22 protein-coding genes are annotated in these 19,381 nt (G+C 60.4%); 11 read left to right on the top strand and 11 right to left on the bottom strand.

What is annotated here, in order from left to right; genetic code table 11:
- Positions 1–21: 21 nt before the first annotated feature.
- A complete protein-coding gene (locus tag HX793_RS20185) occupies positions 22–1,125 on the top strand; it encodes an NADH:flavin oxidoreductase (protein WP_177096875.1) in 1,104 nt (367 codons plus the stop codon).
- Positions 1,126–1,459: 334 nt separating this feature from the next.
- On the opposite strand, the gene HX793_RS20180 is transcribed toward HX793_RS20185, so the two are convergent.
- Together HX793_RS20180 and cysZ are read right to left on the bottom strand one after the other, a co-directional pair.
- Positions 1,460–2,638, bottom strand: coding sequence for a glycosyltransferase family 4 protein (locus HX793_RS20180; RefSeq protein ID WP_177059969.1), 1,179 nt, complete (start codon positions 2,636–2,638; stop codon positions 1,460–1,462).
- 54 nt (positions 2,639–2,692) lie between these two features.
- The gene (cysZ, locus tag HX793_RS20175) at positions 2,693–3,460 is read right to left on the bottom strand and encodes a sulfate transporter CysZ (protein ID WP_016976181.1); all 768 of its coding nucleotides are present in this window, start codon (positions 3,458–3,460) and stop codon (positions 2,693–2,695) included.
- Between the two features lie 283 nt (positions 3,461–3,743).
- On the opposite strand from cysZ, the gene trxB reads away from it, so the two are divergent.
- Positions 3,744–4,706: a thioredoxin-disulfide reductase gene (trxB, locus tag HX793_RS20170; RefSeq protein ID WP_010206474.1), complete on the top strand. Its 963-nt coding sequence runs from the start codon at positions 3,744–3,746 to the stop codon at positions 4,704–4,706.
- Positions 4,707–4,892: 186 nt separating this feature from the next.
- Here the strand turns inward: trxB and HX793_RS20165 are convergent, their stop codons facing one another.
- From HX793_RS20165 to HX793_RS20140, 6 genes are read right to left on the bottom strand one after another with little or no spacing between them, the layout of a single operon-like run.
- Positions 4,893–5,231: a HopJ type III effector protein gene (locus HX793_RS20165; RefSeq protein ID WP_177052285.1), complete on the bottom strand. Its 339-nt coding sequence runs from the start codon at positions 5,229–5,231 to the stop codon at positions 4,893–4,895.
- Positions 5,224–5,520, bottom strand: a complete 297-nt coding sequence (locus tag HX793_RS20160) for a DUF1244 domain-containing protein (RefSeq protein WP_010206472.1) — start codon at positions 5,518–5,520, stop codon at positions 5,224–5,226. The genes HX793_RS20165 and HX793_RS20160 overlap by 8 nt, the downstream gene beginning before the upstream one ends.
- Before the next feature lie 23 nt (positions 5,521–5,543).
- Entirely contained in the window at positions 5,544–5,915 is a 372-nt protein-coding gene (gene folX, locus HX793_RS20155; protein ID WP_003176029.1) for a dihydroneopterin triphosphate 2'-epimerase, read from the bottom strand.
- Positions 5,916–5,917: 2 nt separating this feature from the next.
- Positions 5,918–6,472, bottom strand: coding sequence for a GTP cyclohydrolase I FolE (gene folE / locus HX793_RS20150; RefSeq protein ID WP_016976178.1), 555 nt, complete (start codon positions 6,470–6,472; stop codon positions 5,918–5,920).
- Positions 6,473–6,492: 20 nt separating this feature from the next.
- On the bottom strand, positions 6,493–7,203 hold the full coding sequence (gene folM, locus HX793_RS20145) for a dihydromonapterin reductase (RefSeq protein WP_177052284.1): 711 nt from the start codon (positions 7,201–7,203) through the stop codon (positions 6,493–6,495).
- Between the two features lie 57 nt (positions 7,204–7,260).
- Positions 7,261–7,821, bottom strand: coding sequence for an antibiotic biosynthesis monooxygenase (locus HX793_RS20140; protein ID WP_177096877.1), 561 nt, complete (start codon positions 7,819–7,821; stop codon positions 7,261–7,263).
- A 215-nt stretch (positions 7,822–8,036) separates the two neighbouring features.
- Between HX793_RS20140 and HX793_RS20135 the strand changes: the two genes are divergently transcribed.
- A complete protein-coding gene (locus HX793_RS20135) occupies positions 8,037–8,996 on the top strand; it encodes a MerR family transcriptional regulator (protein WP_438810856.1) in 960 nt (319 codons plus the stop codon).
- A 2-nt stretch (positions 8,997–8,998) separates the two neighbouring features.
- Here the strand turns inward: HX793_RS20135 and HX793_RS20130 are convergent, their stop codons facing one another.
- Both HX793_RS20130 and HX793_RS20125 read right to left on the bottom strand, forming a co-directional pair.
- Positions 8,999–9,604 carry a hypothetical protein gene (locus tag HX793_RS20130; RefSeq protein WP_016976174.1) on the bottom strand — a complete coding sequence of 202 codons (606 nt, stop codon included), beginning with the start codon at positions 9,602–9,604 and terminating at the stop codon, positions 8,999–9,001.
- Positions 9,605–9,662: 58 nt separating this feature from the next.
- Complete coding sequence (locus HX793_RS20125; protein WP_177052282.1) at positions 9,663–10,130, bottom strand: PAS domain-containing protein; 468 nt, start codon at positions 10,128–10,130, stop codon at positions 9,663–9,665.
- A 130-nt stretch (positions 10,131–10,260) separates the two neighbouring features.
- Here HX793_RS20125 and HX793_RS20120 point away from each other — a divergent pair, with 130 nt between their 5' ends.
- Positions 10,261–10,716, top strand: coding sequence for a flavodoxin (locus tag HX793_RS20120; protein WP_177052281.1), 456 nt, complete (start codon positions 10,261–10,263; stop codon positions 10,714–10,716).
- Here HX793_RS20120 and HX793_RS20115 read toward each other — a convergent pair.
- A complete protein-coding gene (locus HX793_RS20115) occupies positions 10,697–11,593 on the bottom strand; it encodes a LysR family transcriptional regulator (protein ID WP_177052280.1) in 897 nt (298 codons plus the stop codon). The two genes, HX793_RS20120 and HX793_RS20115, sit on opposite strands and share 20 nt — an antisense overlap.
- Before the next feature lie 98 nt (positions 11,594–11,691).
- On the opposite strand from HX793_RS20115, the gene HX793_RS20110 reads away from it, so the two are divergent.
- The 7 genes from HX793_RS20110 (at position 11,692) to HX793_RS20080 (ending at position 19,328) form a co-directional block, all read left to right on the top strand.
- A complete protein-coding gene (locus tag HX793_RS20110) occupies positions 11,692–12,063 on the top strand; it encodes a CidA/LrgA family protein (RefSeq protein WP_177052279.1) in 372 nt (123 codons plus the stop codon).
- Entirely contained in the window at positions 12,053–12,739 is a 687-nt protein-coding gene (locus HX793_RS20105; protein ID WP_177052278.1) for an LrgB family protein, read from the top strand. The genes HX793_RS20110 and HX793_RS20105 overlap by 11 nt, the downstream gene beginning before the upstream one ends.
- Positions 12,740–12,889: 150 nt before the next feature.
- The gene (locus HX793_RS20100) at positions 12,890–13,672 is read left to right on the top strand and encodes a class II aldolase/adducin family protein (RefSeq protein ID WP_177052277.1); all 783 of its coding nucleotides are present in this window, start codon (positions 12,890–12,892) and stop codon (positions 13,670–13,672) included.
- Complete coding sequence (locus HX793_RS20095; RefSeq protein WP_177052276.1) at positions 13,672–14,577, top strand: alpha/beta fold hydrolase; 906 nt, start codon at positions 13,672–13,674, stop codon at positions 14,575–14,577. Before HX793_RS20100 ends, HX793_RS20095 begins: the two co-directional genes overlap by 1 nt.
- Positions 14,578–14,765: 188 nt before the next feature.
- Positions 14,766–15,677: an SDR family oxidoreductase gene (locus tag HX793_RS20090; RefSeq protein WP_016976167.1), complete on the top strand. Its 912-nt coding sequence runs from the start codon at positions 14,766–14,768 to the stop codon at positions 15,675–15,677.
- Positions 15,678–16,161: 484 nt separating this feature from the next.
- Positions 16,162–17,943, top strand: a complete 1,782-nt coding sequence (locus tag HX793_RS20085) for a DUF1302 domain-containing protein (protein ID WP_177052275.1) — start codon at positions 16,162–16,164, stop codon at positions 17,941–17,943.
- Between the two features lie 26 nt (positions 17,944–17,969).
- Entirely contained in the window at positions 17,970–19,328 is a 1,359-nt protein-coding gene (locus HX793_RS20080) for a DUF1329 domain-containing protein (protein ID WP_095013493.1), read from the top strand.
- The last annotated feature ends 53 nt before the right edge of the window (positions 19,329–19,381 follow it).

Below are 19,381 nucleotides of genomic sequence, written 5' to 3'. Positions count from 1 at the left end.
CGCCTTACGTGGAGTACACTCATGCCTGTCCAAGCCTTGTTCAAACCCTTCCAGCTCGGTGCTCTGCAACTGTCCACCCGTGTGGTCATGGCACCGATGACCCGTTCGTTCTCCCCAGGCGGCGTACCCAACTCCAAGGTTATCGAATACTACCGTCGCCGCGCCGCTGCCGGCGTGGGCCTGATCATCACCGAAGGCACCGTGGTCGGCCACCAGGCCTCCAACGGTTACCCCAACGTCCCGCATTTCTACGGTGAGGCCGCCCTGGCGGGCTGGAAGAAAGTCGTCGACGCGGTACATGCCGAAGGCGGCAAGATCGTCCCGCAGCTGTGGCATGTGGGCAGCGTTCGTCGCATCGGCACCGAGCCGGATGCCAGCGTGCCAGCCTACGGTCCGATGGAAAAACTCAAGGATGGCAACGTGGTCGTGCACGGCATGACCCATCAAGACATCAAGGCGGTGATCAACGCCTTCGCCCAAGCCGCCAAGGACGCCCAGCGCATCGGCATGGACGGCGTTGAAATCCACGGCGCCCACGGCTATCTGGTCGATCAGTTCTTCTGGGAAGGCAGCAACCAGCGTACCGACGAATACGGCGGCAGCCTGGCCAACCGCTCGCGCTTTGCCATCGAACTGATCCAGGCCACCCGCGCCGCCGTCGGCCCGGACTTCCCGATCATCTTCCGCTTCTCTCAGTGGAAGCAGCAGGACTACACCGCGCGTCTGGTGCAAACCCCCGAGGCGCTGGGCGAGTTTCTCAAGCCGTTGTCTGAAGCGGGTGTGGATATTTTCCACTGCTCCACGCGCCGTTTCTGGGAGCCTGAATTCGAAGGTTCCGACCTCAACCTGGCCGGCTGGACGCGCCAACTCACCGGCAAGCCGACCATCACTGTGGGCAGTGTCGGCCTGGACGGCGAGTTCCTTCAATTCATGGTCAACACCGACAAGGTCGCGCAACCGGCCAGCCTCGAGAAGCTGCTGGAGCGCCTGAATAACGATGAGTTCGACTTGGTGGCGGTAGGGCGTGCGCTGCTGGTCGACCCGGATTGGGCGTTGAAGGTGCGCGAAGGCCGCGAGGGCGACATCCTGCCGTTCAGTCGTGAGGCGTTGACGACTCTGGTGTGAGTGGCTGAACTCCCTGTGATTACACAGGGAGTTTTATGGCGTTAGGCGTTAATACTGCGGGCCCTTGTACAGCTCTTTTGTGTGATCGGTTTTGTTCGGGTCTTTATGCCCCGGTTGGCCGTAGACAGGAGGTTCTGCTCGAGATTTATCCAACCATTGTTGCTGACGCGTCCATTCGGCGTTTGGCATATTGACGCCATTGCGTACACCCATTCCGTAAACTGACATATACCGTACCTCCATTATTGAAAGCCCTGCTCAGATAGCAGGTATCAATAGTTGGTCTTTGGCATTAAGCAGTTCCTGACTTAAATGTAAGGAAAGGCTTAGGGGGTCATTGCACGGAAGGCTGTGTAGGAAGCGAAAAATTTTCGCCGCATACACCCCGTAATTGACTCTCAAACTGTTCGATAATCGCCGGCCAACCCTGGCGGCTCGCGTGCTGACGCGCATTCAGGCGCATACGGCGCAAACTTTCGGCATCCTCCAGCAGCCAATTGGCCGCCTCGCAAAACGCGTTCTCATCCCCGGGCATCGCCAGCACGCCGTTGTAGCCATGGCGAATATGCTGGGTCGCCGCTGCCTGATCGTAGGCCACCACACCCAACCCCGACGCCATCGCTTCCAGCACCACATTGCCGAAGGTTTCGGTCAGGCTGGGGAACAGGAACACATCACCTGACGCGTAGTGCCGCGCCAGTTCCTCACCGCGCAAGGTGCCGCAGAAAATCGCCTCCGGCAGCTCTTTCTCCATCGTCGCCCGTTGCGGGCCATCACCGACGATGATCAGTTTCATCTGGCGCAATGGATAGGTGTCCTGCAAGGTCTCGAAACAGCGCTTGAGTAGCCCCAGGTTTTTCTCCTGGGCCAGCCGGCCCACATAGAGCACGGCGGTTTGCTCACTGTTCAGCGCCCAACTTTCCCGCAATGCATTGTCGCGTTTGGCCGGGTGGAACAACTGGCTGTCCACCCCGCGCGCCAGCATCCCCAAACGTTCGAAATGCTTGCGTTCCAGCTCCAGGCGCTGGCTGGCGCTGGGTACCAGGGTCAGCGTCGAACGGTTGTGGAACCAGCGTAGATAGTGAGTGACCATCCGGCTCAGCATGCTCATGCCATATTGGTTGGAGTACTGCTGGAAGTTGGTGTGAAAGCCGCTGACCACGCTGATCCCCAAGCGACGCGCGGCGCGCAAGGCGGACAGACCCAATGGTCCTTCCGTCGCGATGTACAGCACGTCCGGGCGCTGGCGGGTCCAGCGCCGCAGCAATTTGTGCATCGACGACTGCCCCCATTGCAGGCCCGGATAACCCGGCAGCGGCCAGCCACGGCAAAGCAGCAAGGCGTCGTCGCTGGGGCGGCTCTGGTCGACACCCTGGCGTGGACGCACCAGCTCGACTTGATGGCCGCGAGCGCGCAAACCCTCGCACAGGCGACCAAGGGTATTGGCCACCCCGTTGATCTCTGGCGGGAAGGTTTCGGTAATGAGGGTGATGTGAAGCGAGGCTGTCGTCATGACCCACAGTGTCGCCGTGGGCCATGTCGTCATTGTGTCATCGAGATGATGGATTTATGACCGGGTCACTTTTTGCGGCTGTGCCATTGCCTCGGCACCTTGTTCGCGCACCCAGAACAACGTGGCGCCGGCCACCGCTGCCGGCATCATCAACAGGTTGACCACCGGCACCAGCAGTACCAGATAGACGATCCCGCCGAAGCTCATGCTCTGCCAGCGTTTCTGGCGCAGCCAGGCGAGCATCTCGTTCCAGCCAAGTTTGTGGTTGTCGGCCGGGTAGTCGATGTATTGGATCGCCATCATCCATACGCCAAACAACAGCCACAGCGGCGCGGCGATCAGGTTGACCACCGGAATGAACGACAGGATAAACAAGCCGATCGCCCGTGGCAGGAAGTAGCCCAGCTTGCGCATCTCCCGGGCCAGGGTGCGCGGGACCATGGCGATCAACTCGCCCCAGCTGAAGGCAGGGAAGTCATCGGTGCCGCGTACCACCACTTCCACTTTCTCCGAGAGAAAACCGTTAAAGGGCGCCGCGATAATGTTGGCGAGCATGGTGAAGGTGAAAAACACCATCAGCACCACCAGCACGACAAACAGAGGCCAGAGCAGGTAATTCAGAAAACCCAGCCAGCTCGGCAGCGTCGGCATCAAATGCTCGACCCACAGGCTGAACTGATGCCCGGCGAAATAGATCAAGCCGACGAACAGCACCAGGTTGATTGCCAGCGGCAGCAGCACAAACAGGCGCAGGCCGGGGCTCAACACCAGTTTGAGGCCTTCACGCAGGTATTGCGGGCCGGAAAGAGCAGGGGCGGGCATGGAGAACTCCGAACAAAGTGACGAACGCGCCGACCTTACCGGCTTTGTTTAACAGGCGAAAGCGGCGACATCAGTGGTAACAAAGGTGTTGATCAACAGCGGTGACTGCATAGAGACCACCTATGAGCTGGATTGTTATTCCGTATTTCCTTAATCTTGCCCCCCTCGATACGCTGCACCCATTATTTTTCAGGGTCTGCGAGTTGAAGCCTTCCCCAAGTGCTTCGTGGTCCCTTTTTTATTCCAGCCGCCTTGTAGTCCGGGCGGTCGATAGGAGTGAGTCATGTCTGATACCCGTCATTCGCGAGTGATTATCCTGGGTTCCGGCCCTGCCGGTTACAGCGCTGCGGTCTACGCTGCCCGTGCCAACCTCAAGCCGCTGCTGATCACTGGCATGCAGGCGGGTGGTCAACTGACCACCACCACCGAAGTCGACAACTGGCCCGGCGACGTCCACGGCCTGACCGGCCCGGTGCTGATGGAGCGCATGAAAGAACACGCTGAACGTTTCGAAACCGAGATCGTGTTTGATCACATCAACCAGGTCGACTTCTCCAAGAAGCCTTACAGCCTGACCGGCGACAGCGGCGTGTACACCTGTGATGCGCTGATCATCGCCACCGGCGCCAGCGCCCGCTACCTGGGCCTGCCATCGGAAGAGGCGTTCATGGGCAAGGGCGTTTCCGCCTGCGCGACCTGCGATGGTTTCTTCTACCGCAACAAGCCAGTCGCCGTAGTCGGTGGCGGCAACACCGCGGTGGAAGAAGCACTGTACCTGGCCAACATCGCCAGCACCGTGACCCTGGTTCACCGCCGCGAGACCTTCCGCGCCGAGAAGATCCTGATCGACAAGCTGCACGCCCGTGTGGCTGAAGGCAAGATCATCCTTAAGCTCAACGCCACCCTGGACGAAGTCCTGGGCGACAACATGGGTGTGACCGGTGCCCGCCTGAAGAACAACGACGGTAGCTTCGACGAGCTGAAAGTCGACGGCGTGTTCATCGCCATCGGCCACACGCCGAACACTTCGTTGTTCGAAGGCGTGCTGGAAGCCAAAGACGGTTACCTGGTGGTGCAGGGCGGTCGCGAAGGCAACGCCACTGCTACCAACATTGAAGGTATCTTCGCTGCCGGTGACGTGGCCGACCACGTCTACCGCCAGGCCATCACCTCGGCTGGCGCCGGTTGCATGGCGGCACTGGATGCCGAGCGTTACCTCGATGGTTTGAAGGACGCTTCGTTCTAAATCGTTGAAACAAAAAAACCGGCTGAGAGGCCGGTTTTTTTATGTCCGCGATTTAACTAACACCCAGGTCATGAAGTATTAACCCAACCCCTGTGGGAGCTGGCTTGCCTGCGATAGCGGCGTATCAGTCACCACCGCCATCGCGGGCAAGCCCGGCTCCCACAGTGGCCGGGTTTCCAGATTGAATCAGCGGCGGGTCAGCGGCTGTGCAGTGAACGTCACACCAGCCAGCCCATGGGCAATCAGCGCACGGATGTTGCCGTGGTCACTGCCCTCAGGCGTCGCCACTACCGAGCGGTAATGCTCACCAAACGCCAGCAGTGCTTCCTGATCGCTCAGACCCTCCAGTAGCGCCAGGCCCAGGGTCTTGCACGATCCTTCGTTCTGCCCGGCAGCGTTTTCCACGTCGCCGTTGGTAAAGGCTTGCGGCTGATAGTCGTAACCAGCAGCGACAAACGCCAGGGTATCGGCAAAAACATGTTCGCCACTGTTGAGGCTGGCGCGCAGAGTGTTCAAATCAGTCATGGGTTTTTCCTTTGGCGAACGCCGCCTGTTGGTCGGCGCTGGCTTCTTTCTGGTATTGGGCTTTCCACTCGGCGTACGGCATGCCGTACACCACTTCACGGGCGTCATCGAGGCTCAGCTCGATCTGGCGCTCGTCGGCCTCGGCCTTGTACCACTTGGACAAGCAGTTGCGGCAGAAGCCCGAGAGGTTCATCAGGTCGATGTTCTGCACATCCTTGCGGCTGTCCAGGTGCGCCACCAGCCGGCGGAAGGCGGCGGCTTCAAGTTCGAGGCGTTGTTGGTCGTTCATAGGGCTCACTGACAATTCAGGGGTTAACGGCTGGCCGCCAGGGTAATCGAAACCGACTCGGCAAAACGCAAGGCATGGGGCTTGTCCACTTCGACTTCGGCGTACAGCACCGATTCATTGCTCATCACCAGGTCCAGCAGCTCCTGGGTCAGGCGCTCCAGCAAGGCAAAACGGTTGCCTTCGACGTGGGCGATGATCGCCTTGGTGATGGTGCGGTAGTTCAGCGCATGATCAATGTCGTTGTCGCGCACGGCTTCCTGGGCGGCATACAGGATGGTCAGGTTGATCAGCACATCCTGCTTGTTGAGGATTTCGTCCTCGTTGATGCCGATATAGGTGCGCAGGCACAGGTCCTTGACCCGGATGCGCGCCATGCCTGGTTGAAGTTGTGGCATTGCTACTTGCTCCGTCCGATCAGTTGCAGGAACTCCATGCGCGTGGTGTTCGACTCGCGGAACGCGCCGAGCATCACCGAGGTGTTCATGGTTGAATTCTGTTTTTCCACGCCGCGCATCATCATGCACATGTGCTGGGCCTCGATCACCACGGCCACGCCGGCAGCCTGGGTCACGTCCTGGATCGCGTCGGCGATCTGCCGGGTGAGGTTTTCCTGGATCTGCAGGCGCCGGGCGAACATGTCGACGATGCGCGCCAGTTTCGACAGGCCCAGCACCTTGCCGGTGGGGATATAGGCCACATGGGCCTTGCCGATGAAAGGCAGCAGGTGGTGCTCGCACAGCGAGTACAACTCGATGTCCTTGAGGATCACCATCTCGTCATTGTCGGAGGTGAACAGCGCACCGTTGACGATCTCGTCCAAGCTCTGCTCATAGCCGTGACACAGGTACTGCATGGCCTTGGCGGCGCGCTTGGGGGTGTCGAGCAAGCCTTCGCGCTCCGGGTCTTCGCCCAGGCCTTTGAGGATCTCGCGGTAGTGATGGGGCAGGGTCATACAACATCCTCACAAACGGCTTACTTGATATGCCGCCCGCCGTTGACGGTCAGGGTGGTTCCGGTGACATAGGGGTTATCCAGCAAATAGCGCACGCTCTGGTAGATCACCTCGGGGCCGGGTTCGATGCCCAGTGCAGACTTGGCCAATACCTTGGCGCGGTAGGCTGCGTTGTCGCCTTCGTTGAACATCACCATTGCCGGGGCGATGCCGTTGACCTTGATCGACGGCGCGAACTGCGCGGCAAACGACAACGTGAGGCTGTCGAGGCCGGCCTTGGTGGCGCAATAGGCAATGTGCTGGCGGCTGCCCTTGCGCACCACGTCATCGCTGATGTGCACGATGTCGGCGGGAGAAGAGCGTTGCAGCAAAGGTGAACAATGCAGGTTGATCAAGTACGGCGCAAGCATGTGCACGCTGAACATGTCGGTAAAGGCGCGACTTTCTTCGTCGGGCGTTTCGGCGATCCAGGCCGAGGCGTTGTGGATGATCGCGCGCAGGCGTTGGGTATGGGTGTTCAGTTCAGCGATAAACGCCAGGATGCCGGCCTCGCTGGAGAAATCGGCAAACACCCCGATCGCTCCGCGTTCGCGCAGGGCCTGTACGCCGGGCCGTTCGCTGCGGTAGCTGAAAATCACCGGATGGCCGTCGTCCAGCAGGCGCTGGGCGCAATGCAGGCCGACCCGCTGGCCGGCGCCGGTGATCAGGATCGGGGCGTTCGTTGCAGTCATGGGAGGCTCGAGTCGCTGGCAGATTGAAACTATACCAGCGACCGGGCGCCCCTGTACTCAAGCAGCGGCTTCGCTGGCCTTGCGTGGGGTCGGAACAGGATGCAGCCAATTGGCCAACAGATGGGTCGACAGCGGGATGAACCAATACACCATCAGCGGCGTAAGGGCCATGGTGCTGACCAGTACGCGCGGCGCCAGGTCGAGCCTGTTGAGCAAGGGGCCCAGGACAAAGTTGAACAGCAGCGACACCGGGAAAAATGCCAGCCAGATCGCCACCGCCTGCTTCCAGCGCGGAGGGCGCGCGCCGACCGCGCCGAACCAGCCATCGATACCGCGTACGCGGTGCTCGGACGGGTTGGCAAACAGTTCGCTGCCACGGCTCAACCAGGCACTGCGGGACGCTGAAAACTCCCAGGCATGCAGGGTATTTTCATCGGCGAAGCGGAAAATAATCTGGAATTCATCATCGTTGGGCGGCGGAGCAAGGACGCCTGAGCCCAGGTAGCCGGGAAAATCCGTTGCCAATTGCTCGCCCTCGCGCAGCCAGGCCATCAGTTCTTCGTAGCGACCCTTGGCCACGCGGCGTGCGACCATCAGGGTGACGGGAGAGGTAGACATTGTGTATCTCCAAATAAGCGAGTGCGCTGGGCCGGGTAGGCCGCGCACAGACGAGGCTGCGGGGTGCTGCAGCGACGTAGAAAAAACAGGCAAGGATTATTCCGGTTTTTCAGAAATACGCCAGAGGTGTTGGTCTGAATAAGCACAGGCCTTGAATAAGACAGGTCTAAAGGCGTTAAATGTGGATCCAAAACTCGTTGGTCTGTTGGTCTCCAATGCCCGTAATGACTGCCTGCAGTGATAGCAATTTGCATCTAGCGTCGTCCGATTCAGATGCGCTGTTTCCGATTCGTGAAGTGTCGAGAATGACAGGTATCAATCCGGTCACCCTGCGTGCCTGGGAGCGACGTTATGGCCTGATCCAGCCCGTACGCACCGAAAGCGGGCATCGACTCTACTCCAAGGCCGATATTGAGACCGTCAACCGCATCCTCGAATGGATCGAGAGAGGCGTGGCGGTGAGCAAGGTGGGCAAGATTCTTGCGCGTGACGATCAGCAGGCCAAAGCGATCCGTGCTGAGCGAGACACGGTCGAGGAGGGCGAACTGCCACAATGGCGGGCTCGCCTGTTGGACGCCGTCAGTGCCTTTGACGACCGCCAACTGGAGAGCCTGTATGGTCAGATTTTCGCGACCTATCCCCTCGGGGTGGCGTTCGAAGAGATTATGATGCCGCTCTGGAGTGAGCTTCTGCGTCATCAGGGGCAATTCGGCCAAGCCAGCGAATGGCTGTTTTTTGACTCTTTCCTGCGTATACACACGTTTCTGCGCCTGCAAACCTCGACCCTGTCGCCTGCACCTCGTGTGTTACTGACGGCCATGCCTGGCGAGTGCCGTAAGCTGGAATTGCTGGTAGCGGCGCTGTTGATCAGCCGGGATGACTTGGCGGTGAAGGTGCTGGGTATGGGCCAGCCACTTGATGAGCTGACGCTGGTCTGTGAAAAGATGCGTCCCCAGGCACTGATTATTTTCTCCAACCACGCCCATAACCATGAGCTGCCTGAACGTCTCAATCGCCTGGCGTTGACCCTGGATTGCCCGCTGCTCCTTGCCGGTGCCGCATCGGACCTGGCGCAGAATGCGTTGGCGGGTTCTTCCATCGGTTGCCTGGGCAGTGAGGGGCACCTGATGCAACGTCGCTTGCAGCAATTTCTCAGCGGCAACCTGGACACCTGATATCAGGCGTGCACCTGCGGGTGCACCAGGCGGTGCTGATGCAGAATGAATTGGCGCAGGCGTTCGATTTCATCCGCGTCACTCTGGTTCAGGCGGTAGGCGAACAAGCCCCGGGCGGTTTCCCGTTCCAGGCTTCCGCGCAACGCAATGCGCTCGTAACCGGAAGGGCTGAACCAGAGGGAAAAGGTCTTGGGCGGCTTGATCCGGCCGCGAATCTCCAGCAGTACGCCCTTGAATGAAACCTCGTGCACCCACAGCGCGCCAGGGTTACCCCTGACATTTTCCAGCGCCACCGGGGACTCCAGTGCGAGGCGCCACGGCCGGATCATCGGCCCGTCTTCGAAAATACTCGGTACGCCCAGACGCAAGTGAACCGCATGAAACTCATCTTCCACCAAGTGCAGCGGAAAGGTCAGTTGCTGGTTGTCGAATTGTGCCTGGATGGTGACGTGGTCATGAGCGGCCAGTCGGGTCAGCAAGTCGCGAATCTGCGCACCGCCGTTAACGGTCAGGCTCGACGATGCATCCCGCAGGTTCAGCTGCGGGTTGTGTTGCATATTCTGAATGAAGTCCAGTTCATCCTGGGTCAGAAGCGCGTCACGCTGCATCGCTCGTGCTCATTAGGGGGTATTAAAATGCCATTATCCCCCCTAATGATCGCATTTTCTAAATTTTGTTAGATCCGCTCGTCGCTTTGAGCGCCGCCAGTTCAGCCTTGACCTGCGCCAGTTCGGTCTCCAGTTGGGCGACGCGCTGCTGGGCTTTGACTTGCAGGGTGACGTCCTTTTGTACACCGACAAAATACGTCTGTTTGTCCGCCTCGTTGTACACCGACGACAGCGACAGCTCATTCCAGAAGTGGCTGCCGTCCTTGCGGTAGTTGCGCAGGATTTCCCGACAGGCCCCGCCACTTTCCATCGCTTCCCGAATCGCCATCAGCGCAGGCTGGTCACGGTCGCCCGATTGCAGGAAACGACAATCCTGATAGAGGATTTCATCCAGGGTGTAGCCGGTCAGGCGTTCGAATGCCGGGTTGACGTAGATCAGCGGCTTGTCCTTGCCTTCGCGCTCGGCGACGACGATGCCGTCGTTGGAAGCGTTGACGACCAGTTGCATCAGCTTGGCGTTAATCATTGAGCGGTCCATGGCTTGTATTTTGGAGTTTGCAGTTTATGGCAAGCGGTGAATGTTGCACGGGTTGCGCCGAAATAATTGCCCCAGCTGTTAATATCCCAGGCTTTCACTCAACTACAGGATCAGATTGATGAAAGTCGCCATCCTTTCCGGCTCGGTCTACGGCACCGCTGAAGAAGTCGCCCGCCACGCTGCCGATATCCTCAAGGCCGCCGGCTTCGAGGCCTGGCACAACCCCCGCGCCACGCTGGCGGATGTGCAAGCTTTTGCGCCGCAAGCTTTCCTGGCGGTGACGTCCACCACCGGCATGGGCGAGTTGCCCGACAACCTGCAACCCCTGTATTCGATGATTCGCGATCAACTGCCCGCCGCCTGGCGTGGCTTGCCCGGTGCGGTGATCGGCCTGGGTGACGCCAGCTATGGCGACACCTTCTGCGGCGGCGGCGAGCAAATGCGTGAGCTGTTTGGTGAGCTCGGCCTGCGCGAAGTGCTGCCGATGCTGCGCCTGGACGCCAGCGAAAGCGTCACCCCGGAAGCCGACGCCGAGCCGTGGTTAGCTGAACTGGTCACTGCACTGCGCGACTGACCGGAAATTCCCGCAGCAACGCCAGCCAGGCCTGGGCCGCCTTCGACAGGTATGCGCCCGCACGCCAGGTAAACGCGATGTCCCAGCGCAGGTCGTCGGGCGCCTTGAGCGTCAGGCGCACCACGCCCGGTCGCACCAACCCACGGGCGACCACGCTGGGCAGCAGCACCACGCCCTGGCCCGCTGCGACCAGTGCGGCGAGGAAGTCAGCCTGACCGCTGCGGCCGATTTCTCTCGGGGTAAAACCCACCTGCTGGCAGGCCTGGATCAACCGATCATTGAGCACAAAGCTGCGTTGGTACATCAGGAACGGCGTGTCCGCCAGTTCCTCCAGGCGCACCTGGGCGTTCTGCGCCAGCGGGTGATCCATCGGCAGCAGGGCGTCGAGCGGCTCATCGCAGAAGGCTTGCCGGGCGAAGGCCGGATCACTGGAATTCAGGCAGCCACCCACGTCCAGTTCACCATTGAGAATCGCCTGTTCGATCGTGCGGCTGCCGCCTTCCAGCAGTTGGATGGTGACCATCGGGTAGCGCCTGCGGTACTCGGCAAACAGTCCCGCAAACAACGTATCCCCCGCCAACAACGGCAGGCCCAGGCGCAACTCGCCGCGGGCCAGTTGCTGCATATCATCCAGTTCACTCAGCAATTCCGTCTGCAAGCGCAGCATGGCTTCAGCCCGTAGCAGCACCACTTCTCCAGCGGCGGTCAGGCGGATGTGTGAGCCGGTGCGCTCCAACAGCGGTGTGCCCAGGCTTTGTTCCAGTTGCGCCACCTGTTTACTGACGGCGGATTGACTGATGTGCAGGGTTTTCCCCGCTTGGGTAAAACCGCCTCGGTGGATCACTTCGACAAAGCTACGCAGCTGTTTGAATTCCATGATCAGGATTCCTGTTTGGAATAGTCGGCAGTCTAACAATTCGCTGTGGGGATGGGGGGCGCGTCTCTAAAATGACGGCCTGCGAGGAACCAAAACCCATGAAACGTTTCACCCGTCTGATAGTTGAATTGGTCGTGTTGTTGGCCATTTACCTGCTCGGTTGCCAACTGGCCGTGTGGCTCGCGTGGCCGATCCCCGGCGGTGTGGTGGGCCTGGGCCTGCTGTTGGCAACCTTCGCCAGCGGCCTGGTCAAACCGGCGGCCCTGCAATTGGGCGCCGGTGTATTGATGGCTGAAATGTTGTTGTTCTTCATTCCCGCGCTGATGAGCCTGCTGGACTACGGCGTCCTGTTGCGCAATGACGGCTGGCGCATCCTGCTGGTGATTGGCCTCAGCACCTTGGCGGTGATGCTGGTGACCGCGTTCACCGTCGAACTGGTGTGCCGCCGGAGGCTGCGCCATGAAGCTTGAGCTGATGCCGGTGTTCTGGCTCGCCTTGACCTTGGGTGCGTACATTTTCAGCCGCTGGATCTACCGTCGCACCGGGCGTTACCTGTTGTCGCCGCTGATCTTGGTGCCGGTACTCTTGCTGGCCGTGGCGGTGCCGATGAACACCGCCTACGCCGAATACTCCGCCGACACCCACTGGTTGATGCTGGTGCTGGGCCCGGTGACCGTGGCTTTCGCAGTGCCGATCTGGCAGCAACGCACGTTGCTGGCGCGTTACTGGTCGGCCTTGTTGCTGGGCATGATCGCCGGCAGCTTGGCGTCCATCGCCACCTCATTCGGCTTGGCCAAAGCGCTGGCGTTGGATACCTCGGTGACGATGTCCCTGGTGCCGCGCTCCATCACCACACCGTTCGCCATGCCCGTGTCGTCCGACCTGGGTGGCGTGCCGGAACTGACGGCCGTGTTCGTGATGTTCACCGGTGTGTTCGGCGCCATGCTCGGCGGTGTGCTGCTCAAGTGGTTGCCATTGCGCACACCCTTGGCGCGCGGCGCGCTGTTCGGCGTGGGCGCTCACGGCGCGGGCGTGAGCCGAGCACACGAAGTGGGCGGTGAAGAGGGTTCGGTCGCGGGCTTGGTGATGGTGTTGACGGGCCTGCTCAACCTGTTCGCCGCGCCTTTATTGGCGGCACTTCTCTGACGTCGCGTGTACGGATTTCAACTATTCTCAACGCTGACTCGTACGGTCATCAAGCTGGCTGCCAAGGCAACTACGGCGGCCACGACGTCTGACTAGACTGGCCCATCACTCAAAAAAACAACAAGAAAATGCGCCAAGGAGGTCGTTGCCGTGAGCCTAGCCCCCGTTCTATCGTCACAGAATGTCAAAGATCAGGTCAGCGCTGCCGAATGGCAGACCCGTGTCGACCTGGCTGCCTGCTACCGCCTGGTGGCGATGCATGGTTGGGATGACCTGATCTTCACCCATATCTCGGCCAAGGTGCCGGGCACTGATGACTTCCTGATCAACCCCTATGGGCTGATGTTCCACGAGATCACCGCGTCGAGCCTGGTCAAGGTCGACCAGGCCGGCAACAAGCTGATGGACAGCCCCTACGAGATCAACCCGGCGGGCTACACCATCCACAGCGCCATCCACGAAGTGCGCCACGACGTAACCTGCGTGCTGCACACCCACACCACTGCCGGTGTTGCGGTGGCGGCGCAGAAGCAAGGCGTGTTGCCGATCAGCCAGCAATCGATATTCGTGCTGTCGAGCCTGGCCTATCACGCCTACGAAGGTGTGGCGCTGAATCACGAAGAGAAGGCCCGCCTGCAGGCCGATCTGGGCGACAACAACTTCCTGATGCTGCACAACCATGGCCTGCTGACCTGCGGCAGCACCATTGCCGATACCTTCCTGATGATGTTCACGTTTCAGCGCGCCTGCGACATCCAGGTGCTGGCGCAAAACGGTGGTGCTGAATTGATCAACATCGGCCCGCAGATTCTCGCTGGCGCCAAGGCGATGGTGGCGGCTGTCACAAAGAGCGCACAAGGTATGGGGGGCGCGCTGGCCTGGCCGGCGTTGCTGCGTAAGCTGGACACTCAAGACCCTGGGTATAGAAGCTGATGCCACTCGCCGAGATCCCGCTGAGAGCCTGGCGCAAACGCAGCCAGACGTTCGACTTCCACGGCCGCACCATCCGTTATTGGGTGGCGGGGCAGGGCGAACCGTTGCTGCTGATCCATGGCTTTCCCACCGCCAGTTGGGACTGGCACTACTTGTGGCAGCCCCTGGCCCAGCGCAACCTGGTGATTGCCTGCGACATGCTCGGTTTTGGTGACTCGGCCAAGCCACTCGACCACGGTTACTGCCTGTTGGAGCAGGCGGATTTGCAACAAGCCCTGCTGGAGCACCTGCGCGTGGAGCAGCCGGTGCATGTGCTGGCCCACGATTACGGTGACAGCGTCGCCCAGGAACTGCTGGCCCGGCACTACGAAGGGCGCTTTCAGATGGCCAGCTGCGTGTTTCTCAACGGCGGGTTGTTTCCCGAAACCCATCGCCCGGCGCTGGTGCAAAAACTCTTGCTCAGCCCGCTGGGCTGGATGATCGGTCGTGCCTTTGGGCGCAATGCCTTGGCGAACAGTTTCAGCCAGATCTTCGGCCCCAACACCCGCCCCAGCGAAAGCGCTCTGGATGATTTTTGGAGCCTGATCGACTGCCATGACGGCACGCGCATCCTGCACAAACTCATTGCCTACATCCCTCAGCGCCGGCGTATGCGTGAGCGTTGGGTGGCAGCGATGCAGCAGGATGAAGTACCACTGCGGGTGATCGATGGCGAGATCGACCCGATTTCGGGCGCTCATATGGTGGAGCGTTACCGCGAGTTGGTGCCCCACGCCGACACGGTACTGTTGGCCAATATCGGCCACTACCCGCAGATCGAGGCGCCGGTTCAGGTGCTCAAGCACTACCTGGCGTTTCGTGATCGGATTGGGCAACCGATGTGGGAGCTGGCTTGCCTGCGATAGCATCACTGCGGTTTAACTGAAGGACCGAGGCGCTCGCATCGCAGTGGTGCGGCGATCCGACAAGCCAGCTCCCACAGGATTATCCCCCAGCCTTATCGAACACCATTCAGCCCTGGCCGGCTTTATTGTGACCAAAGCTCCCGTGCCTGACACTCGACCCATTCCCATTGTCGCCTTTGGAGTTCGGTATGAGTCAGTCAGTGCAGTTCCAGGATAAGGTCGTGATCGTCACCGGTGCCGGCGGCGGGTTGGGCCGGGCGCATGCGCTGCTGTTCGCCAAACATGGCGCCAAGGTGCTGGTCAACGATCTGGGCGGTTCCACCCAGGGCGAAGGCGCCAATGCTTCGGCTGCCGACCGTGTGGTGGCGCAGATCCGCGAAGCCGGTGGCATCGCCGAAGCCAACCATGACTCCGTCACCGACGGTGACAAGATCGTGCAGAACGCCCTCGACGCCTTTGGCCGTATCGACGTGGTGGTCAACAACGCCGGCATCCTGCGCGACAAGACCTTCCACAAAATGGACGACAGCGACTGGGACCTGGTTTACCGGGTGCATGTCGAAGGCGCCTACAAAGTGACCCGCGCCGCCTGGCCCCATCTGCGCGAGCAGGGTTACGGCCGGGTGATCTTCACCGCGTCGACCTCGGGCATCTACGGTAACTTCGGCCAGTCCAACTACGGCATGGCCAAGCTGGGTCTGTACGGGCTGACGCGGACCTTGGCGCTGGAAGGCCGCAAGAACAACATCCTGGTCAATGCCATCGCGCCAACAGGCGGCACGCGCATGACTGAGGGCCTGATCCCGCCGCAGGTGTTCGAGCGCCTCAAGCCGGAGTTGGTCAGCCCATTGGTGGTGTACCTGGGCAGCGAAGCATGCCAGGAAACCTCGGGGCTGTTTGAAGTGGGCGGTGGCTGGATCGGCAAGACCCGCTGGGAGCGCAGCTTGGGCGTGGGTTTTGATCCGGAATCCGGCTTCTCGCCGGATGACGTGGCGGCGCATTGGCAGCAGATTTGCGACTTCGAAGGAGCGGCTCACCCCAAGGACAACATCGAGGCGTTGAAGGAGATGATGGCCAATTTGCAGAAATTCAGCCTGTGATCGTTGCTTGAAAAAGCTTGAATACTACGGGGCGCTGAGGGCGCCCCGTTTTATTCCAGGCATAAAAAAGGCCGCTGCATAGGCAGCGGCCGAAGTAAGACGTTGGATCAAGGAGCGACAAATCAACGTCAGTGAACACCGGTAACAGACTGAAAACAGGCATCAATCCATTTGAATCTGGCTTTTCTTCCGGTAGTGGAAGCGGGCCGTTTGCCCTGAAAGCCCGGTAAGAATAGCCGCTTGTAACAAAATGAGTAATGCCGATTCGTGACAAGGACTGTTGCGCAATCAGCAACAGTTGCGCAGTCCTCCATACATTCCCCTGATAACCCACCATCCACCCAATGCATGCCTGTGCCCGAAGCCCAGGCCAGAGCGCCTTGTCATCCTTTCGAGCGACAACACGAATCCCTCCTTGGTGCGCTTATCGCTCCTGATGGGCGGCAGTAGGGTGGGGCCTTCTGTCACTCACCGGGGAAGACGCATGACAATAACAACAATGCGCGCCATCTTCAGGCCACAGGCGCTGGCCGCTGCGGTTGCGTTGGGGTGCTGTGCCCAGGCACAGGCTGTTTCGTTCAACATTGGCGAGATCGAAGGGCAATTCGATTCCTCGCTGTCGGTGGGCGCGAGCTGGGGCATGCGCGACGCCGATAAAAAACTGGTGGGCACCGTCAATGGCGGCACCGGCCAGGCGTCTACCGGTGATGACGGTCGCTTGAACTTCAAGAAGGGCGAGACCTTCTCCAAGATTTTCAAGGGCCTGCACGACTTGGAATTGAAGTACGGCGACACAGGCGTGTTCGTGCGCGGCAAGTACTGGTACGACTTCGAGCTGAAGGACGAAGACCGCGAGTTCAAACAGATCAGCGACCACAACCGCAAGGAAGGCGCCAAATCCAGCGGTGCGCAGATCCTCGATGCCTTCGTCTACCACAACTATTCGCTGGGTGACCTGCCGGGCACCGTGCGCGCCGGTAAGCAGGTGGTCAGTTGGGGGGAAAGTACCTTCATCGGCAACTCCATCAACAGTATCAACCCGATTGACGTTTCCGCCTTCCGTCGTCCGGGCGCCGAGATCAAGGAAGGGTTGATTCCGGTCAATATGCTGTTTGCTTCACAAAGCCTGACCAACCAACTGACTGTCGAAGGTTTCTACCAGTTGGAATGGGACCAGACGGTGCTGGATAACTGCGGCACTTTCTTTGGTGGCGATGTGGCGGCGGACGGTTGCACCAATAACTACACAGTGGGCAACCCGGCGATTGCGCCCTTGCAGCCGATTGCAGCGGCACGTGGCCAAGGCTTCATGGTGACTCGCGAAGGCGTGGTGGTGCAGCGTGCAGGCGACCGTGATGCGCGGGATTCCGGCCAGTTCGGTGCCGCTTTGCGTTGGCTGGGCGATGACACCGAGTACGGTCTGTATTTCATGAATTACCACAGCCGCACGCCGACGGTGGGCACGATCACGGCCAACACCAATCTCGCGACTATCGGGGGCATCGCCGCTGCCGCGCCTGCCGGTTTTGGTTCTGCCCTGGCCCAGAGCACCATGCTCGGTCGCGGCCAGTACTACCTCGATTACCCTGAAGATATCCGCCTGTTCGGCGCCAGCTTCTCCACCACCTTGCCCACCGGCACGGCGTGGACCGGAGAAATCAGCTACCGGCCCAATGCCCCGGTACAACTCAACACCACCGACCTGACCCTGGCCCTGGTCAACCCGATCGCCGGCCAAACGGCCTCACCTATTCGCAGCAACTTCGGCTCCGACAACAAAGGCTACCGCCGCAAGGAAATCACCCAGATCCAGAGCACCATGACCCAATTTTTCGACCAGGTGCTGGGCGCTGAACGCCTCACGGTCGTCGGTGAAGCGGCCATCGTGCACGTTGCAGGCCTGGAAGATAAATCCAAACTGCGTTACGGCCGCGACTCGGTGTACGGCGCCTACGGGTTTCAGGGTGACACCGACGGTTTTGTCACCTCCACCGCATGGGGTTACCGCGCCCGGGCAATCCTGGACTACAACAACGTGATCGCCGGGATCAACCTCAAGCCCAACCTGTCCTGGTCCCATGATGTGGCCGGCTACGGCCCCAATGGCCTGTTCAACAAAGGCGCCAAGGCGATCAGCGTCGGCGTGGATGCGGACTATCGCAACACCTACACCGCCAGCCTCAGTTACACCGACTTTTTCGGCGGCGACTACAACACCCTGACCGACCGCGACTTCCTCGCGCTCAGCTTCGGCGTCAACTTCTGATCTGGCTTAAAGAAGGACAAGCATCCATGCGTAAGACAATTGCAGTGTTGGCCCTGAGCCTGTTGGCTACCCACGTAATGGCAGCGGTGTCGCCGGAAGAGGCGGCCAAGCTGGGCACCACCCTGACCCCGGTGGGCGCCGAAAAAGCCGGCAATGCCGACGGCTCGATCCCGGCCTGGACCGGTGGCATCCCGAAAAACGCCGGTGCGGTGGACAGCAAGGGTTTCCTGGCCGACCCGTTCGCCAGTGAAAAACCGCTGTTCGTGATCACCGCAGCCACCGTCGACAAGTACAAGGACAAACTCTCCGACGGCCAGGTGGCGATGTTCAAGCGCTACCCCGAAACCTACAAGATCCCGGTGTACCCAACCCACCGCACGGTCAACCTGCCGCCGGAGATCTATGAGTCGATCAAGCGCAGTGCGCTGAACGTCAAGCCGATCAACGACGGCAATGGACTGGAAGGGTTCACCGGTAACCGCTACTACGCGTTCCCGATTCCGAAGAATGGCGTGGAGGTGCTTTGGAACCACATCACCCGCTACCACGGCGGCAATTTGCGCCGCATCATCACCCAGGCCACACCGCAGACCAACGGCAGCTACACGCCGATCCGCTTCGAAGAGGAAGTGGCGGTGCCGCAACTGATCCCGGACATGGACCCAGCGAAGGCGGCCAACGTGCTGACCTTCTTCAAGCAGTCGGTGACGGCCCCGGCGCGCCTGGCGGGCAACGTGCTGCTGGTGCATGAAACCCTCGACCAAGTGAAGGAACCGCGCCTGGCGTGGATCTACAACGCCGGCCAACGCCGCGTACGCCGCGCGCCGCAAGTGGCGTATGACGGGCCGGGCACTGCCTCCGACGGCCTGCGCACCTCGGACAACTTCGACATGTTCTCCGGCGCCCCGGACCGCTACGACTGGAAGCTGGTGGGCAAGAAAGAGATGTACATCCCCTACAACAGCTACAAGCTGGACCAGCCGACACTCAAGTACGACGACATCATCAAGGCCGGCCACATCAACCAGGACCTGACCCGCTATGAGCTGCACCGCGTGTGGGAAGTGGTGGGCACGGTCAAGCCGAGTGAGCGGCACATCTACGCCAAGCGCCACATGTACATCGATGAAGACAGTTGGCAGGTGGCACTGGTGGATCACTACGACGGCCGCGGCCAACTGTGGCGTGTCGCTGAAGGTCATGCGCAGTTCTATTACGACCACCAGACCCCGGCCTACACCGTGGAAACCCTCTACGACATCATCGCCGGGCGCTACATCGCGCTGGGCATGAAGAACGAGGAGAAGCGCAGCTTTGTGTTTGGCTTCGCGGCCAAGGCTGCGGACTACACCCCGGCCGCATTGAGGGCCGAAGGGGTTCGTTGATCCTTGATGTAAAATGCAGGTCCAATGTGGGAGCGGGCTTGCTCGCGAACGCG

The organism is Pseudomonas reactans (assembly GCF_013387025.1).
GTDB classification, from domain to species: domain Bacteria; phylum Pseudomonadota; class Gammaproteobacteria; order Pseudomonadales; family Pseudomonadaceae; genus Aquipseudomonas; species Aquipseudomonas reactans.
Note: the sequence above shows the minus strand (reverse complement) of the source record. Positions and strands in the feature narration are given on the sequence as shown.